Raw genomic sequence first — 18,756 nt, 5'->3', positions numbered from 1 at the left:
AGCGGCGCAGCAGGAAAGTCCGATGCTGGAGATGCGGCCCAATTGCGAATGCTGTGACCGGGACCTCGCGAACGGGGACCCGGAGGCGCGGATCTGCACGTTCGAATGCACCTTCTGCGCGGCCTGCGCCGAGGTCGCGTTCGCTGGCGCCTGCCCGAACTGCGGCGGCGATCTGGTCCTGCGGCCCACGCGGCCGGCGGCGGCCCTGCTCAAGGTCCCCGTGTCGCTCAAACGCGTCCTGCGGGACGACCGGCGCTGCGCGCCGGGCGCTGCGGGAGCGGCCTGATGAAGCCTCCGCACGCGACATGGGCGGTCCAGCCCGACAGGCGCCAGTGGATGAACGGCGCCGCGGCCATGCTCATGATCGGCGCTGTGAAGCCGGGCGCTGTCAGCGCGGCGACCCGGGACGCCGCGCTGACGTTTGAACACTGCCAGGCGGTCGTCGACGGCTATGTCACCGCCCGTCGGCTCCCGGGCGCGACGGTCGGACTGCGGCACGGAACCTCCGGTCCCGCCTATGTCCGCGCAGGGGCCCTCGCCTTCGACGATCCGACGCCGGTCGACGATCGGACGATCTTCAGAATCTACTCCCTGACCAAGCTGATCACTGGGGCGGCGTGCGCGCTTCTGATCGAGGACGGACGCCTGCATCTGGATCAACCGGTCGTCGAGATCATTCCGGAATTCCGGGCCCTCAAGGTCGCGGTCAATCCGGGCGAAGGACTGGAGGGGACGGCCCTCGAACGGCCGATGACGATCCGTCACCTGCTCACCCACACCTCCGGACTGACCTATCATTTCTCGGGCGCGGGCCCGGTTCACATGGCCTATCGCCGGGCCGGGATCTTCCCGTCGACGGGCGCCACCATCGATCCGCGGCCCGCGATCGACGGTCCCAAGGCCGCGGATCTGGAGCAGATGGTCGCGCGGCTGGCGGACATCCCCCGGCTGTTCCAGCCCGGGACCGCCTACGAATACGGCGTCTCGCTCGACGTGCTCGGTCTGGTGATCCAGCGCGTCAGCGGAATGAGTTTCGAAGCCTTCGTCCGGACGCGCCTGCTGGACCCGATCGGCATGCCCGACACCGACTGGCGGCTGCCTGCGGACAAGGCCGACCGCTTCGCGTCCTTCTACGCCTTCACCGCCTCCGGGCCGATCCGCATCGACAGCCCGGCGACCACCGCCTATGCGCAGCCCGTAACCCTGTTCGCGGGGGGCGCGGGGCTGCTATCCAGCACGCGCGACTATCTCCGGTTCCTGACCATGCTGCTCGACGAGGGGCGCGTCGGAGACCGGCGGGTCATGCGCCCCGAGACCGCGCGGCTGATCCACACCAACATCCTGCCCGAGGCGGTCACCGGCTTCGACGGCCAGGGTCATGGCTTCGGCGGCTATGTGCGGCTGCGCGACGATCCGGCGCCCGGCGGGTTGCGGGCGGGCTCGTATGGCCACTACGGCGCGGCCGGGACGACCGCCTGGATCGATCCCGAGTCCGGCCTGGCCGCCGTCGTCATGGTCCAGCAGTTTCCCACCGATCACACGCCCATCGTCAACGACGTCCGCCGGGCGATCGCAGAGGACCTTGGTTCAACATCCCCGGCCCGAGCCTCGGTCGGCGGGTGACCGAATGCTTGGCCATCGAAGGCGGCCCGGCCCGGCGCGCCCTTCATCCGGATCTGATCCAGACGGTGCAGGGCAAGGGCTACGCCCTCGCCGCCGACTGCCTGTGGGCCCCGGCATAAGGACGTCGCACCTGTAGAAGACTGCGGGCCGCGTGACCTTTGGGCATGCGGAAAAATGATCAACCATACGGTTGACTGTTCGGAATCCCCCGCGTAATCTCAACCACATGGTTGAACATCAGCAGACACCGCTGGATCACGTCTTCCACGCCCTGGGCGACGGCACGAGACGGCAGATGATCCGCGCCCTCGCCGACGGCGAGCGCACGGTCGGCCAGTTAGCCGACCCCTTCTCGATGTCCCTGAACGCCGCGTCCAAACACATCAAGGTTCTGGAGAGAGCCGGGCTGGTTCGGCGCGAAATACGGGGACGACAGCACGTCTGCAGCCTGAACCCGGGACCGCTGGCCAGCGCCAATGAATGGCTGGGCTTCTACGAGCGGTTCTGGACCGACCGACTGTCCGTGCTGGACGGGCTGCTTCGACAGGAGCGCGCGGCAACTTCCAAACCCCGACAAGGAGACGATCAATGAGCCGGCTCGCGAGCAAGGACGCCTATGGCGTCGTGACAGAACCCATGACCCTGACCATCCAGCGGCTGCTCCCGGGACCGATCGAGCGGGTGTGGGACTATCTCACCGAGGCCGACCTGCGCCGGCAATGGCTGGCGGCGGGCGCGATGGACCTGACCATGGGCGGGAGCTTCCAGTTCATCTGGCGCAATGACGAACTGACCGACCCCTCCGGCGCCCGGCCGGCCGGCGCGCCCGAGGAACACCGTCTGGAAGGAACGATCACCGAACTTCAGGCTCCGACCCGGCTGGCCATCACCTGGGGCTCGACGGGCGGCGTGACCTTCGACCTGGAAGCCAGCGGCGACGACGTAATCCTGACGCTGACCCATCACCGCCTGACCGACCGGGCGACGCTGTTGAACATCGGCGCGGGATGGCACGCCCATCTCGACCTGCTGGGGATTCGCCTCAGGGGCGGGCAGGCCGATCCCTTCTGGGATCGATGGCACAGCCTGAAGGCCGAATACGCGGACCGCATCTCCGCCTGACCCGAGAATCCGGGTTGCTGAGCGGCCGGACCAGACGACGGAGGCCATTTTGGCGCACGCTTCGAGAACCATGATCGCGGCCCTTCAAGTCTCGCTGGACGGCTACACCCGGGGGCCGGAAGGCGAGCAGGACTGGGTCAGCAGCTGGGCGGACGCCCTTGGCCTGATCGACGATGTCGACGTCTTCGTCATCGGCGCCGGCATGTATCCCGGCTACGGCATGTTCTGGGAGGCGATCCACCGGGATCCCAAGGCCCTCGCGCCCTTCATGGAGCGCCCTCCCACTCCGCCCGAGATCGCCTATGCCGAGCAGGCCAGCAGGACGCCTCATGTGGTGATGTCCCGCACACTTCAGGAAGCGCCATGGCCCAATGCGCGGATCGTGCGAGACCTGAAGACCCTCGCCGCCATCAAGGCTGAGCCGGGGAAAAACATCTACGTCGCTGGCGGAGCCACCCTGGTCCGCAATCTCCTCAATGAGGGCCTGATCGACGAGCTGCGGCTGATCGTTCATCCGATCGCGCTGGGCGGAGGCCAGTCCCTTTTCGGCGGACTGAAGAAGCCCCTCGAGCTGACGCTGGCCGGCAGCCGGGCGACGCAGGAGGGCCGGGTGGTCCTGACCTACCGGACCTGACGCCCCGCAGCGGGCGCTTCGGCCATGGCCGGGGCGCCCAGCACCGCACGCAGGCGGCTGGCCAGTTCGGCGCACTGGTAGGGTTTGTCGATCAGCGGGAAGTCGTGCTGCATCTGGTTGCCGGTTTCGCCAAGGTAGCCGGAGGTCAGCAGCACCTTCAGATCGGGATGGCGCTGTTGCGCCTTCTGCGCCAGCTCGATGCCGTTCATCCCGCCGGGCATGATCACGTCGGAAAACAGCAGGTCGTAGTCCGGGTCGCTGTCCAGCCGATGCAGGGCCCCGCCCGCGTCCGACGCGACGTCGCAGCGGTAGCCGAGGCTGGTCAGCATATCCAGGCACAGGCTCAGCACCGCCGGATCGTCCTCGACGATCAGCACCCGTTCCGAGCCGGCCTCGACCTTGGCAGCCTCGATCTCGGCCGCCGCGGCGGCGGGCGCCTCATCGGTGAGGGGCAGCATCAGTTCGAAGACGGCGCCCTCTCCGGGCGTGGCCGACACGTCGATGCGGCCGCCGGACTGGCTGACGAAACCATAGACCTGCGACAGGCCCAGACCCGTTCCCCGGCCGACTTCCTTGGTGGTGTAGAAGGGCTCGAACACCCGCTGGGCGACGTCCTCCGCCATACCCGGACCGGTGTCGCCGACCAGGATGCGCGCCATGGGTTGCGCCTCGTCGTCCGTCACCGCCGAAGTGGCCACGACCAGCCGGCCGTCCCCCTCCATGGCGTCGCGGGCGTTGACCGCCAGGTTCAGCAGGGCGGTCTCCAGATGGGTGGGATCGATCGAGGCGTGCAGCGGATCGCCGTGCAGTTCCAGGGCGATGGTGATCCCCTCGCCCACCGCCTGCTGCATCAGCGGGGCGAAGCCGCGGATCAGGGCGTTCAGGTCGATGACCTGCGGGTTGAGCTGCTGCCGGCGCGAGAAGGCCAGCAGCTGGCGGGTCAGGGTCTGGCCGCGCTCGGCCGCAGAACGGATGGCGGACAGCTGGCGCGTGATCCGCGGCTCGTCGTCGCCGAGCCGGCGCAGCAGGATGTCGGCGTTGCCCAGCACCACCGTCAGCAGATTGTTGAAGTCGTGGGCGACCCCGCCCGTCAGCTGGCCCACCGCCTCCATCTTGCGCGCCTGGGCCAGATGCTCCTCGAGCTGTCGGCGGTCGGTGACGTCCAGCAGGGTGCCGAGAATCTCCCCCTCCCCGCCGTTGGCGTCGGGCACCCAGACGCCCTGGTCGAGGAAGGTGCGCCAAGTCCCGTCGGAACACTGCCAGCGGTATTCGCAGGCATAGGCCCCGCTTGTGGAGGCCTGCATCAGGCAGTTGATCACGCCCGCGACGTCGTCGGGGTGGATGCGGCCGAGACCGATTTCCGGCTCATCCACGAACCGGCTGGGGGCGAAGCCCGTCAGGGGCGCAATGCTGTCGCTGACGAACAGGGCGCCGAACGGATGGGCGCTGGCGCGCGAGGTGAAGACCACGGGCAGGGATTTCAGGATGGTGTCCTGCCGTTCCCGCGTCTCGCGCAGGGCCAGTTCCGCAGCCAGCTTTTCCTCGGTGATGCGGGCGTTGGCCTCCAGCAGGGCGTGCTGTTCCTCGGCCTGACGGCGCACCTCCAGCGTCTTGAGGTGCAACTCGACCAGGATCGCCACCTTGGAGCGCAGGATGAAGGGGTCGACCGGCTTGAACACCACATCGACGGCGCCGGCGGTATAGGCCTGGAAGATGTGGGCTTCGTCGCGGAACACGGCGGTGACGAAGACGATCGGCGTGTCGCGCGTGCGGGGGTGTTCGCGGATCAGTCTGGCGGTCTCGTAGCCGTCCATGCCGGGCATGTGCAGGTCCAGCAGGATGACCGCGAATTCCTGATGCAGCAGCAGCCGCAGCGCCTCCTCGCCCGAGCGGGCGATGACCAGTTCGTGGCCCAGCACCTCCAGCGCCTCCGAGGCGGCGAAGGCGTTGCGTTCGTCGTCGTCGACGATGAGGACGCGCGCCGTCAGCGGCTTCGGTTTCGTTCTGGTTTGACGGCCCATCAGATCGCCGCCGGGGCGGGAAGCGCGGACTGCTCGAAGGCCGACATGCGGCCGGCGTCGGCCCGCTGGATCGAGACCCGCATGACCGAGATCAGATAGTCGATGTCGACCGGCTTGGAGACATAGTCCGAGGCCCCGGCCTGGATGCATTTCTGCCGGTCGCCCTTCATCGCCTTGGCGGTCACCGCAATGATCGGGATGCGGGCGAAGTTCGAAAGCGAGCGGATCTCACGCATGGTCTCGTAGCCGTCCATGTCCGGCATCATGATGTCGACCAGGATGACGTCGGTCTCGGGATGCTGGGCCAGCAGGTCGAGGCCCGCGCGGCCGCTTTCGGCATAGAGCAGGTCGACGCCGAACTCCTCCAGGGCGCTGGCCATGGAGAAGATGTTGCGGATGTCGTCGTCGATGACCAGGGCCGTTCGGCCGGTCAGGATGGCGTCTTCCTTGCGCGTCTGGGCCAGGGTGATGCGGGCCGTTTCCGACAGGCGATCGGTGGGCTCGTGCAGCAGCAGGGTGGCCTGCTCCACCAGCTGTTCCGGCGTGCGGGCCAGGCGCGCATGGCCGGCGAAGACCGCCAGCCGCAGCCGGCGCTCGTCCAGGGACGACAGGCTGTCGCCGGCGTAGATCACCGCGGGACGGTCGGCCGCCTTCAGCCATTCCACCAATTCGGGGATCGGCGCGGCGGAGGCGTCGATGATCAGGCTGTCGGCGGGCTTGATCTTCGTCCTCGCCAGACCCTTGAGCGCCTCGACCCGGACGACGGAGCCGAAGGCGGATTTCAGCAGGGCCTGGGCCTCGCCGGCGGGCCCGACCAGGATGAGGCGCCGGTTGGCGGTCGAGACGAATTTCTTCACCTCGTCGAGGCTCGCGACCACGCCTTCGCGGTCGATCGGCTTGGCGGTGAAGCCGAAGGCGCCGATCGACAGGCCGAGGCCGGCATGGTCGTGGGCCGAGATGACATGGACCGGGATGTGGCGCGTCTCGGGAGTCCGCTTCAGTAGGTCCAGAAGGGCCAGGCCGTCCATGTCGGGAAGTCCGACATCCAGCATGATCGCCTGGGGTCCGTAGCGGCGGGCCAAGGCGGTCGCCGCAATGCCCTCATGGGTGATCACCCCCTTGAAGCCGCTGTCGCGGACGAGAGCCAGAAGGATGGCGCCGAAGCGGGGATCGTCCTCGACGATCAGGATCACCGGATCGCCGGGCGCAACCGTGTCGCGGTCATCCGCCACGGGCTCGATGGTTTCCACCACCTCCTCCTCGGACGCGGTCCGCACCATGACGGCGCGGGACGCCTCCCGGGCCGAGGGGCCGGCGGCGGCCGCCGTCGGGCTGAAGTTCAGCGGCAGGAACAGGGTGAAGGTGCTGCCCTGGCCGGGTTCGCTCTCGACCTTGAGTTCGCCGCCGAGGGTGCGGGTGATCTCCCGGCTGATCGACAGGCCCAGGCCCGTGCCGCCGTATTTGCGGCTGGTGGTGCCGTCGGCCTGCTGGAAGGCCTCGAAGATGATGCGCTGCTTGTCCTCGGGAATGCCGATGCCGCTGTCCTGCACCGAGAAGGCGAGGACCTGGCCGGCCTTGTTGAGGTGTTCGTTGCCGGGGCTCCAGCCCTCGGCCACCCGGTCGACGCGCAGGCGCACCGAACCGTTGGCGGTGAATTTGAAGGCGTTGGACAGCAGGTTCTTGATGATCTGCAGCAGCCGCTTGTCGTCGGTGTACATCGACGGCGGCAGGTCGGGGTCGATGTCGATCGAGAAGTCCAGCCGCTTGTCCTGGGCGATCTGGGCGAAGGTGCGGTGCATCTGGTCGCGCAGGGACTCCAGCGCCATCTCGCCGATGTCCAGGGTGACGGTGCCGGACTCGATCTTGGACAGGTCGAGGATGTCGTTGATCAGGCCCAGCAGATCCGAACCGGCGGCGTGGATGTTCCTCGAGAATTCCACCTGTTTGGGCGTCAGATTGCCCTGGGTGTTCTCGCTCAGCATCTTGGACAGGATCAGCAGGCTGTTCAGCGGCGTGCGCAGCTCGTGGCTCATATTGGCCAGGAATTCCGACTTGTATTTCGACGTCAGGGCCAGCTGTTCGGCCTTTTCCTCGAGCGCGAAACGGGCCTGCTCGACCTCGCGGTTCTTGGCTTCCACCTGCTGGTTCTGGGCCGACAGCAGGACCGCCTTGTCCTCCAGTTCGGCGTTGGATTGCTGCAGTTCCTCCTGTTTGGCGCGCAGCAGTTCCTCGGACTGGCGCAAGGAGGCCGCCTGCTGCTCCAGCCGGTCGTTGGTGGACTTCAGCTCGTCCTGCTGGGCCTGAAGCTCGGCGGTCAGCAGCTGGGACTGGGTCAGCAGCCCCTCGGTGCGCATGTTGGCGGCGATGGTGCTGAGCACGATGCCGACCGACTCCATCAGCTGGCTGAGGAAGGACTGGTGGGTCTCCGAGAACTCGCCGAAGGTCGCCAGCTCGATCACCGCCTTGACCTCGCCCTCGAACAGGGCCGGCAGGATGATGATGTTCAGCGGCGCCGAGGTTCCCAGACCCGAGCCGATCTGGACATAGTCCTGCGGCACGTTGGTCAGAAGGATGCGCTCCTTCTCCTTGGCGCACTGGCCGATCAGGCTCTGGCCGAGGCGGAAGGTCGGCGACAGCTGTTCGCGCTCGGTCGCGGCGTAGGCCGCGGCGAGGACCAGGATGGGTTCGTCGCCAGCGTCCCGGTCCGAGACGTAGAACACCGCGTGCTGGGCGTTGATCAGCGGGGCCAGCTCCGACAGCACCATGTTCGACACCGTGGCCAGGTCGCGTTCGCCCTGCAGCATGCGGGTGAAGCGGGCGAGGTTGGTCTTGAGCCAGTCCTGCTCGGTGTTCTTGAGGGTCTGATCCTTCAGGTTCCGGATCATCTCGTTGATGTTGTCCTTCAGCGCCGCGACCTCGCCGGAGGCCTCGACGGTGATGGAGCGGGTCAGCTCGCCCTTGGTCACCGCGGTCGAAACCTCGGCGATGGCGCGCACTTGGGTGGTCAGGTTGCCGGCCAGCTGGTTCACGTTGTCGGTTAGGTCGCGCCACAGGCCGGCGGCGCCGGGCACCCGGGCCTGGCCGCCCAGCTTGCCCTCGATCCCCACCTCACGGGCCACGTTGGTGACCTGGTCGGCGAAGATGGCGAGGGTCTCGATCATGCCGTTGATGGTGTCGGCCAGGGAGGCGATCTCGCCCTTGGCGTCCACGGTCAATTTCCGCTTCAGGTCGCCGTTGGCCACCGCGGTGACGACGTCGGCGATTCCGCGCACCTGACCGGTCAGGTTGGCGGCCATGGAGTTCACATTGTCGGTCAGATCCTTCCAGGTGCCGCCGACGCCCTCCACGCGCGCCTGGCCGCCCAGCTTGCCCTCGGTGCCGACCTCCTTGGCCACGCGCGTGACTTCCGAGGCGAAGGCGTTGAGCTGGTCCACCATGGTGTTGATGGTGTTCTTGAGCTCGAGGATCTCGCCCTTCACATCGACGGTGATCTTCTTCGACAGGTCACCCTTGGCCACGGCGGTGGTCACCTCGGCGATGTTGCGCACCTGGCCGGTCAGGTTGCCGGCCATGAAGTTCACATTGTCGGTCAGATCCTTCCAGGTGCCGGTCACGCCCTTCACCTGGGCCTGACCGCCCAGCTTGCCCTCGGTGCCCACCTCGCGGGCCACGCGCGTCACTTCGGAAGCGAAGGCGTTGAGCTGGTCCACCATGGTGTTGATGGTCGACTTGAGCTCGAGGATTTCTCCCTTCACGTCGACGGTGATCTTCTTCGACAGGTCGCCGTTGGCCACGGCGGTGGTCACCTCGGCGATGTTGCGCACCTGGCCGGTCAGGTTGTCGGCCATCAGGTTGACGTTGTCGGTGAGATCCTTCCACGCGCCGGTCACGCCGGTGACCTGGGCCTGGCCGCCCAGATTGCCCTCCGTGCCCACCTCGCGAGCCACGCGCGTCACTTCCGAGGCGAAGGCGTTCAGCTGATCCACCATGACGTTTATGGTGGATTTGAGCTCGAGGATTTCGCCCTTCACGTCGACGGTGATCTTCTTGGACAGGTCGCCATTGGCCACGGCGGTGGTCACCTCGGCGATGTTGCGCACCTGGCCGGTCAGGTTGGCCGCCATGAAATTCACGTTGTCGGTCAGGTCCTTCCAGGCGCCGCCGACACCCTTCACGTTCGCCTGGCCGCCCAGCTTGCCCTCGGTGCCCACCTCGCGCGCCACGCGCGACACCTCCGAGGCGAAGGAATTCAGCTGGTCCACCATGACGTTGATGGTCGATTTGAGCTCGAGGATTTCGCCCTTCACGTCGACGGTGATCTTCTTGGACAGGTCGCCGTTGGCCACGGCGGTGGTCACCTCGGCGATGTTGCGCACCTGACCCGTCAGGTTGTCGGCCATCAGGTTCACATTGTCGGTCAGGTCCTTCCAGGCGCCGGTGACGCCCTCCACCTGGGCCTGGCCGCCGAGCTTGCCGTCGGTGCCCACTTCCTTGGCCACGCGCGTCACTTCCGAGGCGAAGGCGTTGAGCTGGTCCACCATGACGTTGATGGTGTCCTTGAGCTCGAGCACTTCGCCGCGGACCTGCACGGTGATCTTCTTGGACAGGTCGCCCTTGGCCACGGCGGTGGTCACTTCGGCGATGTTTCGAACCTGGCCGGTCAGGTTGTCGGCCATCAGGTTGACGTTGTCGGTGAGATCCTTCCAGGCGCCGGTGACGCCCGTGACCTGGGCCTGGCCGCCCAGCTTGCCCTCGGTGCCGACTTCGCGCGCCACGCGGGTCACCTCCGAGGCGAAGGCGTTGAGCTGGTCCACCATGGTGTTGATGGTCGACTTCAGTTCGAGAATCTCGCCCTTCACGTCGACGGTGATCTTCTTGGACAGGTCGCCCTTGGCCACCGCGGTGGTCACCTCGGCGATGTTGCGCACCTGACCGGTCAGGTTGGCCGCCATGAAGTTCACATTGTCGGTCAGGTCCTTCCAGGTGCCGGCCACACCCTTCACATTGGCCTGGCCGCCCAGCTTGCCCTCGGTGCCGACCTCGCGGGCCATCCGGGTCACTTCCGAGGCGAAGGAGTTCAGCTGGTCCACCATGGTGTTGATGGTGTTCTTCAGCTCCAGCACCTCGCCCTTCACGTCGACGGTGATCTTGCGGCTGAGGTCGCCGTTGGCCACGGCGGTGGTCACCTCGGCGATGTTGCGCACCTGACCGGTCAGGTTGGCGGCCATGAAGTTCACGTTGTCGGTCAGGTCCTTCCAGGTGCCGGCCACGCCCTTGACGTTGGCCTGCCCGCCCAGCTTGCCCTCGGTGCCGACCTCGCGGGCGACGCGCGTCACCTCCGAGGCGAACGAGCCCAGCTGGCCCACCATGGTGTTCACGACCCGGCCGATGCGCAGGAATTCGCCGCGCAGGGGCTGTTCCTCGTTCTCGAGGTCCATGGTCTGGCTCAGGTCGCCCTTGGCCACGGCGCCGATCACCCGGGCCATTTCCGCCGTCGGGTGGACCATGTCGGCGATCAGGGTGTTGACGGCCTCGACGCTGTCGGCCCAGGCGCCGGTCGCCGCCGGGACCCGGGCGCGATTGTTGATCTTGCCCTGACGGCCGACAGCCTCGCCGAGACGGCTGAATTCGCGGCTCATCCGGTCGTTCAGTTCGACGACGTCGTTGAAGGCCTCCGCCAGGTCGCCGTCCATCCCGGTCAGTCCCCCGGGCAGGCGGACCGAGAAGTCACCCCTCCGGAACGCTCTCAGGGCTGTCAGCAGCTGTCGATTGTCGAGGTTCGGCTCTACGGCGGCGGCAAGCGACATCTTTCACCTTCAGCTCAGGGGCAACCGTCCGAAGGCTCCGTCGGCCGTCTGGCGGCAAGAAGGCGGTCCCGCTTTCGCGATCGCCGCGCCCCCGCCCACCTTCCGTCCGCTTCCCCCGAACCAACTGCAAAAAACCGCGAGGAACCGGAACGGTTCCGACAGACGGAACATATTTTGACGCGCCAATCGGGCCCGGGACGCCAGCGTCGCGCGCGAGGCGTACGCACCGCTGGCGCAGGACCGGAGACGGTCTCCTCCTGGCCTTCGCCGCCGCGTTTCTTCTGATGGGCGTGGCGCCCCTGCTGATCAACCTGATGCCGGCGCCGCGCGGGGAAGCCCGGATCGCCCCGATGACAGGCGGGCGATGCCGCCCTTCCGGTGGACTTCGGGACGCCGGGGCGTCAGCGTCGGATCATGAGCGAATCGCGCCCTGAAACGCCGGCCGACGGTCGCCCCGGATTCTATGAGTTCTTCGCAGGCGGCGGCATGGTCCGGGCCGGGCTGGGCGAGGGCTGGCGCTGCCTGTTCGCCAACGACATCGACGCCGGGAAGGGTCAGGCCTATCGCGCCAACTGGGGCGACGGCGATTTCCACCTCGGCGACATCGGCGCCGTGGCCGCGAGCGATCTGCCGGGCGCGGCCGATCTGATGTGGGGCTCGTTTCCGTGCCAGGACCTGTCGCTGGCCGGTGCGGGAGCCGGCCTGGGCGGACGGCGCTCGGGCACCTTCCACGCCTTCTGGGACGTGGTCCGGGGGCTGGCGGCCGACGGACGGGCGCCGGCGATCGTGGCGGTCGAGAATGTGTGCGGCACGCTGACCTCGCGGGGCGGCCGGGATTTCGAGGCGGTTTGCCGGACCTATGTCGAGGCGGGCTACCGCTGGGGCGCCCTGATCATCAATGCCGACCGGTTCCTGCCCCAGTCGCGGCCGCGGCTGTTCGTGGTCGGCGTGCGGGGCGATCTGCCGGCGCCGTCCGGCCTGACCGCGCTGGCGCCGCTCGCGCCGTTTCATCCGGCCGCCCTGCGCCGCGCCGTCGACCGGCTGCCCGAGAGCCTGCGCGGCCGGATGGTCTGGTGGCGGCTGCCCGAGCCGGGTGCGCGGCCGGCCGACCTGGCGGCGCTGATCGAGGACGATCCGGCTGATATGCCCTGGAGTCCGCCCGAACGGACCGCGCGGCTGCTGGCCCTGATGTCGCCGGTCAATCTGGCCAAGGTCGAGCAGGCCCGCGGCGACGGCGGTCGGCGCGTCGGGGCGCTGTACCGGCGGACCCGCCGGGGCGCCGACGGCGGCAAGCTGCAGCGGGCGGAAGTGCGCTTCGACATCGCCGGCTGCCTGCGCACCCCGGCGGGCGGGTCAAGTCGCCAGACGGTGCTGGTCATCGATCGGGGCGAGATTCGCTCGCGCCTGATGTCGCCGCGCGAGACGGCGCGACTGATGGGGCTGGCCGACCGCTACCGCCTGCCGGAGTCCGGCAGCGCCGCATACCGGCTGACCGGAGACGGGGTCGCCGTTCCCGTCGTGCGGCATCTGGCGGAATGGCTGTTCGAACCGATCCTCGATGCCGCGGGGGGCGCGCGCCGCGCGGCCTGATCCACGCCCACAGCCTCTTGCCAAAGCCGCGCAGCGGAGCATCATGCGGTGCAGGGGTCTGGGGAGATCATCGTGAAATATCTTGCACTAAGCCTTGCGGTTCTGGCGGCGGGAGCGGCCACGCCGGCGGCGGCCGAGAATTGGCATCCCTTCTCGCGCAGCCAGAACAACGTCTTCATGGCCGACGTCGACAGCATCGTGGCCAATGGCGACATCACCACCGTTCACGTGGCCACGGCGCCGAGGACCGGGACGCCGGGCGACTACAGCCATTCGGTGGAGACCTATGAAATCCAGTGCGCCACCGGCAAATGGCGCACCGCCGGCGTGATCGAATACGGTCCCGACGGCGCGGAAGCGGACCGCTATCCCGAGGAGGGGGCGGCCTGGGAGGACGTTCGTCCCAACACCTCGCCCCAGTTCCTCAACGATATCGTCTGCAAGGGTACGCGCGCCCAGCCGCCGACCTGGCCCAACATCAAGGCGTTCGTCGACGCCGGACGGAACTGAATCCTAGGCGTCGACGGCGGCGTCCAGGGCGTTGGCCTGGATGAACTCGCGGCGCGGCTCGACCACGTCGCCCATCAGCTTGGCGAACAGATCCGACGCATCCTCCTGATGCTCGACCTGCACCTTCAGCAGGGTGCGGGCGTTGACGTCCAGGGTGGTCTCCCACAGCTGTTCCGGGTTCATCTCGCCCAGGCCCTTGTAGCGCTGGATGGCGATGCCCTTCTTGCCGGCGTCGAGGACAGCTTCCAGCAGGTCCAGCGGACCGCGGACGGTGACCACCTTGTCCTTGCGGCGGAAGATGGCCGGCTTGTCGAACAGACCCTCGAAGGCGGCCGAGCGTTCGGCCAGACGGCGGGCGTCCAGCGAGCGGATCAGGGCCTCTTCCAGCACGATGCGTTCGGTCACGGCGCGGCGCACGCGCTCGAAGGCCACGGCCCCCTGCGCTCCGGGCTCGCCGGTCCAGTCGCCGTCGCCTTCCTCGGCATAGAGGTTCAGGCGGGCGGCGGCCTTCGCCGGATCGGACGCGTCTTCATCGAACAGGCCGGCCAGGGCGGACTGTTCGATAGCGAAGGCCGGGGCGCGCTGAGACAGACGGTCGACGCCGGCCTTGAAGGCCTTGGCCTCGCGCACCAGGGACTGCAGGTCCAGGCCGGTGCGGCGCTCGCCGGTCGGCAGGTCCAGTTCGGCCTCGGACGACCCCTCCTCAATGAGGTAGGAGTCCATCTCGGACTGGTCCTTGAGGTAGCGGGACTGCTTGCCCTTGGCGACCTTGTAGAGCGGCGGCTGGGCGATATAGACGTGCCCGCGCTCGATCAACTCGGGCATCTGGCGATAGAAAAAGGTCAGCAGCAGGGTCCGGATGTGGGCGCCGTCGACGTCGGCGTCGGCCATCAGGATGATCTTGTGATAGCGCAGCTTGTCGGCGTTGAAGTCGTCGCGGCCGATGCCGGTGCCCAGCGCCATGATCAGGGTGCCGATCAGCTCCGACGACAGCATGCGGTCGAAGCGCGCGCGCTCGACGTTCAGGATCTTGCCGCGCAAGGGCAGGACGGCCTGGTTCTCGCGGTTGCGGGCCTGTTTGGCCGAGCCGCCGGCGCTGTCGCCCTCGACGATGAACAGTTCGGACTTGGCGGGATCGCGTTCCTGACAGTCGGCCAGCTTGCCGGGCAGGGAGGCCATGTCCATCGAGGTCTTGCGCCGGGTCAGGTCGCGGGCCTTGCGCGCGGCCTCGCGGGCGGCGGCGGCCTCGATGATCTTGGCGACCACGGCCTTGGCCTCGACGGGGTGTTCCTCGAACCAGGTCGACAGGCCTTCGGAGCACAGCCCTTCCACCGCCGGGCGCACCTCTGACGAGACCAGCTTGTCCTTGGTCTGGGAGGAGAATTTCGGATCCGGAACCTTGACCGACAGGACGCAGGTCAGGCCTTCGCGGGCGTCCTCGCCCGAAACCGAGACCTTCTCGCGCTTGGCCGCGCCGGCGGCGTCGATATAGCCGCCCATGACCCGCGTCAGGCTGGCGCGGAAGGCCGAGAGGTGGGTGCCTCCATCCCGCTGGGGGATGTTGTTGGTGAAGCACAGCATGGTCTCGTGGTAGCTGTCGTTCCACCACAGGGCGAGATCGATCTCGATCCCTTCCTTCTTGCCGCGGATGACGATGACGTCCTTGAGGATGGGCGACTTGGACTTGTCCAGGTGGCGCACGAAGGCCTCGACCCCGCCCTCGTAGTGCAGGATTTCCTCGAACGGATCGGCCCCGCGATGGTCCTGCAGCTTGATGACCACGCCCGAGTTGAGGAAGGCCAGCTCGCGCAGGCGGTGCTCCAGCGTCTTCAGATCGAAGTCGATGTGGGCGAAGGTCGTCACCGACGGATAGAAGGTGACCTCTGTGCCCGACAGGACCTTGCCGTTGTCGCGCAACGGGGCGTCGCCGGTGACACGCAGGCTCTCGACCGTGTCGCCGCGCTCGAAGCGCATCTCGTGGCGTTTGCCGTTGCGGTAGATGACCAGCTTCAGCCAGTCGCTGAGGGCGTTGACGACCGAGACGCCGACGCCGTGCAGGCCGCCCGAGACCTTGTAGGAATTCTGGTCGAATTTCCCGCCCGCGTGCAGCTGGGTCATGATGACCTCCGCCGCCGAGACGCCCTCCTCGCCGTGGATGTCGGTGGGGATGCCGCGGCCGTTGTCGGTCACGGTGACCGAGCCGTCGGCGTTGAGGATGACCTGGACCAGGTCGGCGTGGCCGGCGAGGGCCTCGTCGATGGCGTTGTCGACCACCTCATAGACCATGTGGTGCAGGCCCGAGCCGTCGTCGGTGTCGCCGATATACATGCCGGGGCGTTTGCGCACCGCGTCCAGGCCCTTGAGGACCTTGATGGAATCGGCGCCGTAGGCGGCCTCTTCGGCGGTGTCGACGTTGCGCGCGGTCTCGGTGTTGTCGGTCATATATTCGGTCGGTGAAACGCCCTCGCGGAGGGCTTCGGAAGGCGGCGGTTCGGCCGCCTTGAACGGACGGTTTTCAGGACGCGAATCCGATCCGCGCCGATGCCCGCAACATATAGGAAATCCGGGCGGAATTGCGAGGAAAAGCGACGCTGGAAAGGGCCGCGCGCGGAGGGTTTCAGCCTTCCGCCGCGAACCCGCCGTCCGCCACCCGCACGAACTGCGCCCGGCCGCGCAACGGGGCGAACAATTCGGCCTCGGTGCCGGTCATGAAGGCCTGCAGACCCAAGGCCTCGATCTCGTCGAACAGGGCGGCGCGGCGGGCCGTGTCGAGGTGGGCCGGCGCTTCGTCGAGCAACAGCACAGGCGGCGCGGGCTGGTCCGCCAGACGGGCGATCTGGGCGAGGATCAGGTTCAGCACCAGGGCCTTCTGCTCGCCCGAGGAGCCCTCGGCGGCGGGGCGGTTCTTCTCGCGGTGCAGGGCGGTCAGGTCGGAGCGGTGCGGGCCGTACAGCGAGCGGCCGGCGGCGGCGTCGCGGGCGCGGGAACGGACCATGCCGTCGCGGATGACGGCGGCGATGGCGGCTTCGTCGGCGCCTTCGGCCGCCTGCATCTCGGCCTCGCCAGTCAGGCCCAGGTCGGCCTGAGGGAAGGGCCGGTCGGAGCGGGCGTCGATGGCCGACTGGAGGGTGGTCAGGGCGGCGGCGCGGGCGTGGGCGGCGGCGGCCCCGGCCTCGCCCAGCCGGATTTCCAGCGCGTCGAGCCACAGCGGGTCGGCGGCGCGGTTCATCCCGCTTTCGTTGGGGGCCCCCTCGGTCAGCAGGCGCAGCCGCTCGCGCAGGGCCTTCTCATAGGCCGAGACCGAGGCGGCGTGGGCAGGGTCGGCGGCGAAGACCAGCCGGTCGAAGAAGCGCAGGCGCGCGGCGCGGGCGTCAGAGAACAGCCGGTCCTGTTCGGGCGTGGCCCAGACGGGGCGCAGATGGTCCAGCAGGCGGCCGGGCTGGGCCGTCTCGCCGTCGATGCGGACGATGCGGCGGGCGGCGCCGGCGGACTGGACGCCGGTGCCCAGCTTCGTCTCGCCCTCGCCGTCGGTCAGGACGGCGGCGACGGCCCAGGCGCGGCCGGTCGCCTCGCCGGGTTCGCGCCGGCCCATCTCGGGCGCCGTGGCCCCACGCAGCCCCTTGCCGGGGGTGAACAGGCTGAGCGCCTCCAGTAGATTGGTCTTGCCGGCGCCGTTGGGGCCGTGGAGCACCACCGACCCCGCCGCGATCGGCAGGGTGGCCGCTGCGTAGGAGCGGAAATCGGTGAGGGTGAGGGAGGTGATCATTGGCGCTCGTGCGCCACACCTCTGATCCGCGAAGCCTCCAGATCGCGCATCACCTCGGCCAATGCCGGCCCGTAGATATCGGGCACATACACCGCGCGATTCTTGCCGCCTTCGAGTCGCTCAAATCGAATCATGGGCATGAACAACCACCAGGCTGGTCGGACCAGACGTGCCGGGCTCATTTCGCGCCAAGGGAAGATTTTCCTTCGGCCGGGATCAGCGAGCCCATCAGCCGTGAGAAGAAGGGACGGCGGCACCATGGTGCGCCAAACGACCAAGCCGATCGACAACGCCAATACACATATCAAGAAGAGAGCTTGGAACGGAGCCAACGGTCGACCGAGAGCATCAGATCCCCTCAGGAGAAACGTCGCGGCGAACACTACCGGGATGAACATCACCGCCCCGGTCAAGACAGCTTGCTTCAGGCCTGACCCCGGAATGAAACGCTCCGGCCATGGATCCCGTAGCGTCACACCCGCAGCGGCATCAGCACATACTGCACGCCCGGATCGCCCGGATCGAGGACGAGCGTGGGCGAGGCCGGGTCGGCGAATTTGAAGTGGGCGGTCTCGCCGGTGATCTGGCCGGCGACGTCGAGCAGATAGCGGGCGTTGAAGCCGATCTCGAAGGGCTCTTCGGAATAGCCGATCTCGACCTCTTCCACCCCCTGCCCGGCCTCCATGTTGCGCACCGTCAGGGTGACGCGGTCGAGGTCGAAGGCCAGTTTCACCGACCGGCTCTTTTCAGCGGAGATGGTGGCGACGCGGTCGACAGCCTGGGCGAACAGGGCGTTGTCGATGTCGGCCTGTTTGTCGTTCCCCTTGGGAATGACGCGCATGTAGTCGGGGAAGGCGCCGTCGATGACCTTGGAGGTCAGGCTGGCCTGGCCGAATTCGAAGCGGATCTTCTGCGGGCTGACCATGACCTCGACCGGGCCGGAGCCGTCGTCGAGCAGGCGGCGGACCTGGTCGATGGTCTTGCGCGGGACGATGACGCCGGGGCCGCCGGCGGCGCCTTCGGGCGCGGGCGTCTCGGCCAGGGCCAGGCGGTGGCCGTCGGTGGCGACGGCGCGCAGCAGCGGGATGCCGGCCTCGGCCACGGTGTGGAGGTAGAGGCCGTTCAGATAGTAGCGGGTCTCTTCCGTCGAGACGGCGAAGCGGGTCTTGTCGATCAGCCGGGCCAGGTCTTCCTTGGGCAGGGTGAAGCGCGTGCCCGAGGTGTCGGTCGACATGACCGGGAAATCGCCCGCCGGCAGGACCGGCAGGTTGAATTTCGAACGGCCGGCCTGGACCACCAGGCGGGGGTCGTCGCCGTTGTAGGACAGGGAGACCTCGGCGCCGTCGGGCAGCTTGCGCACGATCTCGTACAGGGTGTGGGCCGGGGCGGTGATCTGGCCCTCGACATTCACCTGGGCCTCGGCCTCGTCGACCATCTCCATGTCCAGATCGGTGGCGGCGAAGGCCAGCTTGTCGCGTCCGGCGCTGAGCAGGACGTTGGACAGGATGGGGATGGTGTTCCTGCGCTCGACGACGCTCTGCACGTGCCCGAGGGCCTTGAGGAGCGCGGATCGTTCGATGGTCAGTTGCATGTCGTCTCGCCCGCCGTCGACGACTCACAAGCCGCCGCAAAGAGATAGGGCCACCGACACTAGCGGATTGGCCGGGCGGGGCAACGGTCTGG

The 18,756-nt window shown here is 68.0% G+C and carries 13 protein-coding genes; 7 read left to right on the top strand and 6 right to left on the bottom strand.

What is annotated here, in order from left to right:
- The first annotated feature begins 22 nt into the window (after positions 1 to 22).
- The 5 genes from ASD59_RS01350 (at position 23) to ASD59_RS01330 (ending at position 3,379) form a co-directional block, all read left to right on the top strand.
- A complete protein-coding gene (locus tag ASD59_RS01350) occupies positions 23 to 286 on the top strand; it encodes a DUF1272 domain-containing protein (RefSeq protein ID WP_055827175.1) in 264 nt (87 codons plus the stop codon).
- Positions 286 to 1,623: a serine hydrolase domain-containing protein gene (locus ASD59_RS01345; protein WP_055827172.1), complete on the top strand. Its 1,338-nt coding sequence runs from the start codon at positions 286 to 288 to the stop codon at positions 1,621 to 1,623. The genes ASD59_RS01350 and ASD59_RS01345 overlap by 1 nt, the downstream gene beginning before the upstream one ends.
- 226 nt (positions 1,624 to 1,849) lie before the next feature.
- The gene (locus ASD59_RS01340; protein WP_055827169.1) at positions 1,850 to 2,215 is read left to right on the top strand and encodes an ArsR/SmtB family transcription factor; all 366 of its coding nucleotides are present in this window, start codon (positions 1,850 to 1,852) and stop codon (positions 2,213 to 2,215) included.
- Entirely contained in the window at positions 2,212 to 2,745 is a 534-nt protein-coding gene (locus ASD59_RS01335) for an SRPBCC family protein (RefSeq protein WP_055827167.1), read from the top strand. Before ASD59_RS01340 ends, ASD59_RS01335 begins: the two co-directional genes overlap by 4 nt.
- Before the next feature lie 70 nt (positions 2,746 to 2,815).
- Positions 2,816 to 3,379: a dihydrofolate reductase family protein gene (locus ASD59_RS01330; RefSeq protein WP_055827164.1), complete on the top strand. Its 564-nt coding sequence runs from the start codon at positions 2,816 to 2,818 to the stop codon at positions 3,377 to 3,379.
- Here ASD59_RS01330 and ASD59_RS01325 read toward each other — a convergent pair.
- Positions 3,367 to 5,400: a response regulator gene (locus ASD59_RS01325; protein ID WP_055827161.1), complete on the bottom strand. Its 2,034-nt coding sequence runs from the start codon at positions 5,398 to 5,400 to the stop codon at positions 3,367 to 3,369. The genes ASD59_RS01330 and ASD59_RS01325 overlap by 13 nt on opposite strands.
- Positions 5,400 to 11,207, bottom strand: coding sequence for a HAMP domain-containing protein (locus tag ASD59_RS01320; RefSeq protein ID WP_055827157.1), 5,808 nt, complete (start codon positions 11,205 to 11,207; stop codon positions 5,400 to 5,402). Before ASD59_RS01320 ends, ASD59_RS01325 begins: the two co-directional genes overlap by 1 nt.
- Positions 11,208 to 11,621: 414 nt before the next feature.
- Between ASD59_RS01320 and ASD59_RS01315 the strand changes: the two genes are divergently transcribed.
- On the top strand, positions 11,622 to 12,797 hold the full coding sequence (locus tag ASD59_RS01315) for a DNA cytosine methyltransferase (RefSeq protein ID WP_055827156.1): 1,176 nt from the start codon (positions 11,622 to 11,624) through the stop codon (positions 12,795 to 12,797).
- A gap of 72 nt (positions 12,798 to 12,869) precedes the next feature.
- On the top strand, positions 12,870 to 13,307 hold the full coding sequence (locus ASD59_RS01310) for a surface-adhesin E family protein (protein ID WP_055827153.1): 438 nt from the start codon (positions 12,870 to 12,872) through the stop codon (positions 13,305 to 13,307).
- Positions 13,308 to 13,310: 3 nt separating this feature from the next.
- Here ASD59_RS01310 and gyrB read toward each other — a convergent pair whose 3' ends face one another.
- From gyrB to dnaN, 4 genes are all read right to left on the bottom strand, one after another.
- Entirely contained in the window at positions 13,311 to 15,749 is a 2,439-nt protein-coding gene (gene gyrB, locus ASD59_RS01305) for a DNA topoisomerase (ATP-hydrolyzing) subunit B (RefSeq protein ID WP_055827150.1), read from the bottom strand.
- A 175-nt stretch (positions 15,750 to 15,924) separates the two neighbouring features.
- Complete coding sequence (recF, locus tag ASD59_RS01300) at positions 15,925 to 17,073, bottom strand: DNA replication/repair protein RecF (protein ID WP_055827145.1); 1,149 nt, start codon at positions 17,071 to 17,073, stop codon at positions 15,925 to 15,927.
- Positions 17,070 to 17,369: a hypothetical protein gene (locus ASD59_RS01295; RefSeq protein WP_156376878.1), complete on the bottom strand. Its 300-nt coding sequence runs from the start codon at positions 17,367 to 17,369 to the stop codon at positions 17,070 to 17,072. The genes recF and ASD59_RS01295 overlap by 4 nt, the downstream gene beginning before the upstream one ends.
- A 176-nt stretch (positions 17,370 to 17,545) precedes the next feature.
- Positions 17,546 to 18,664: a DNA polymerase III subunit beta gene (gene dnaN / locus ASD59_RS01290; protein ID WP_055827139.1), complete on the bottom strand. Its 1,119-nt coding sequence runs from the start codon at positions 18,662 to 18,664 to the stop codon at positions 17,546 to 17,548.
- Between the last annotated feature and the right edge of the window lie 92 nt (positions 18,665 to 18,756).

The organism is Brevundimonas sp. Root608, from assembly GCF_001427825.1.
In the GTDB taxonomy this organism is placed as follows: domain Bacteria; phylum Pseudomonadota; class Alphaproteobacteria; order Caulobacterales; family Caulobacteraceae; genus Brevundimonas.
The sequence above is the reverse complement of the archived record's forward strand: the minus strand, read 5'-3'. Positions and strand labels throughout refer to the sequence as shown.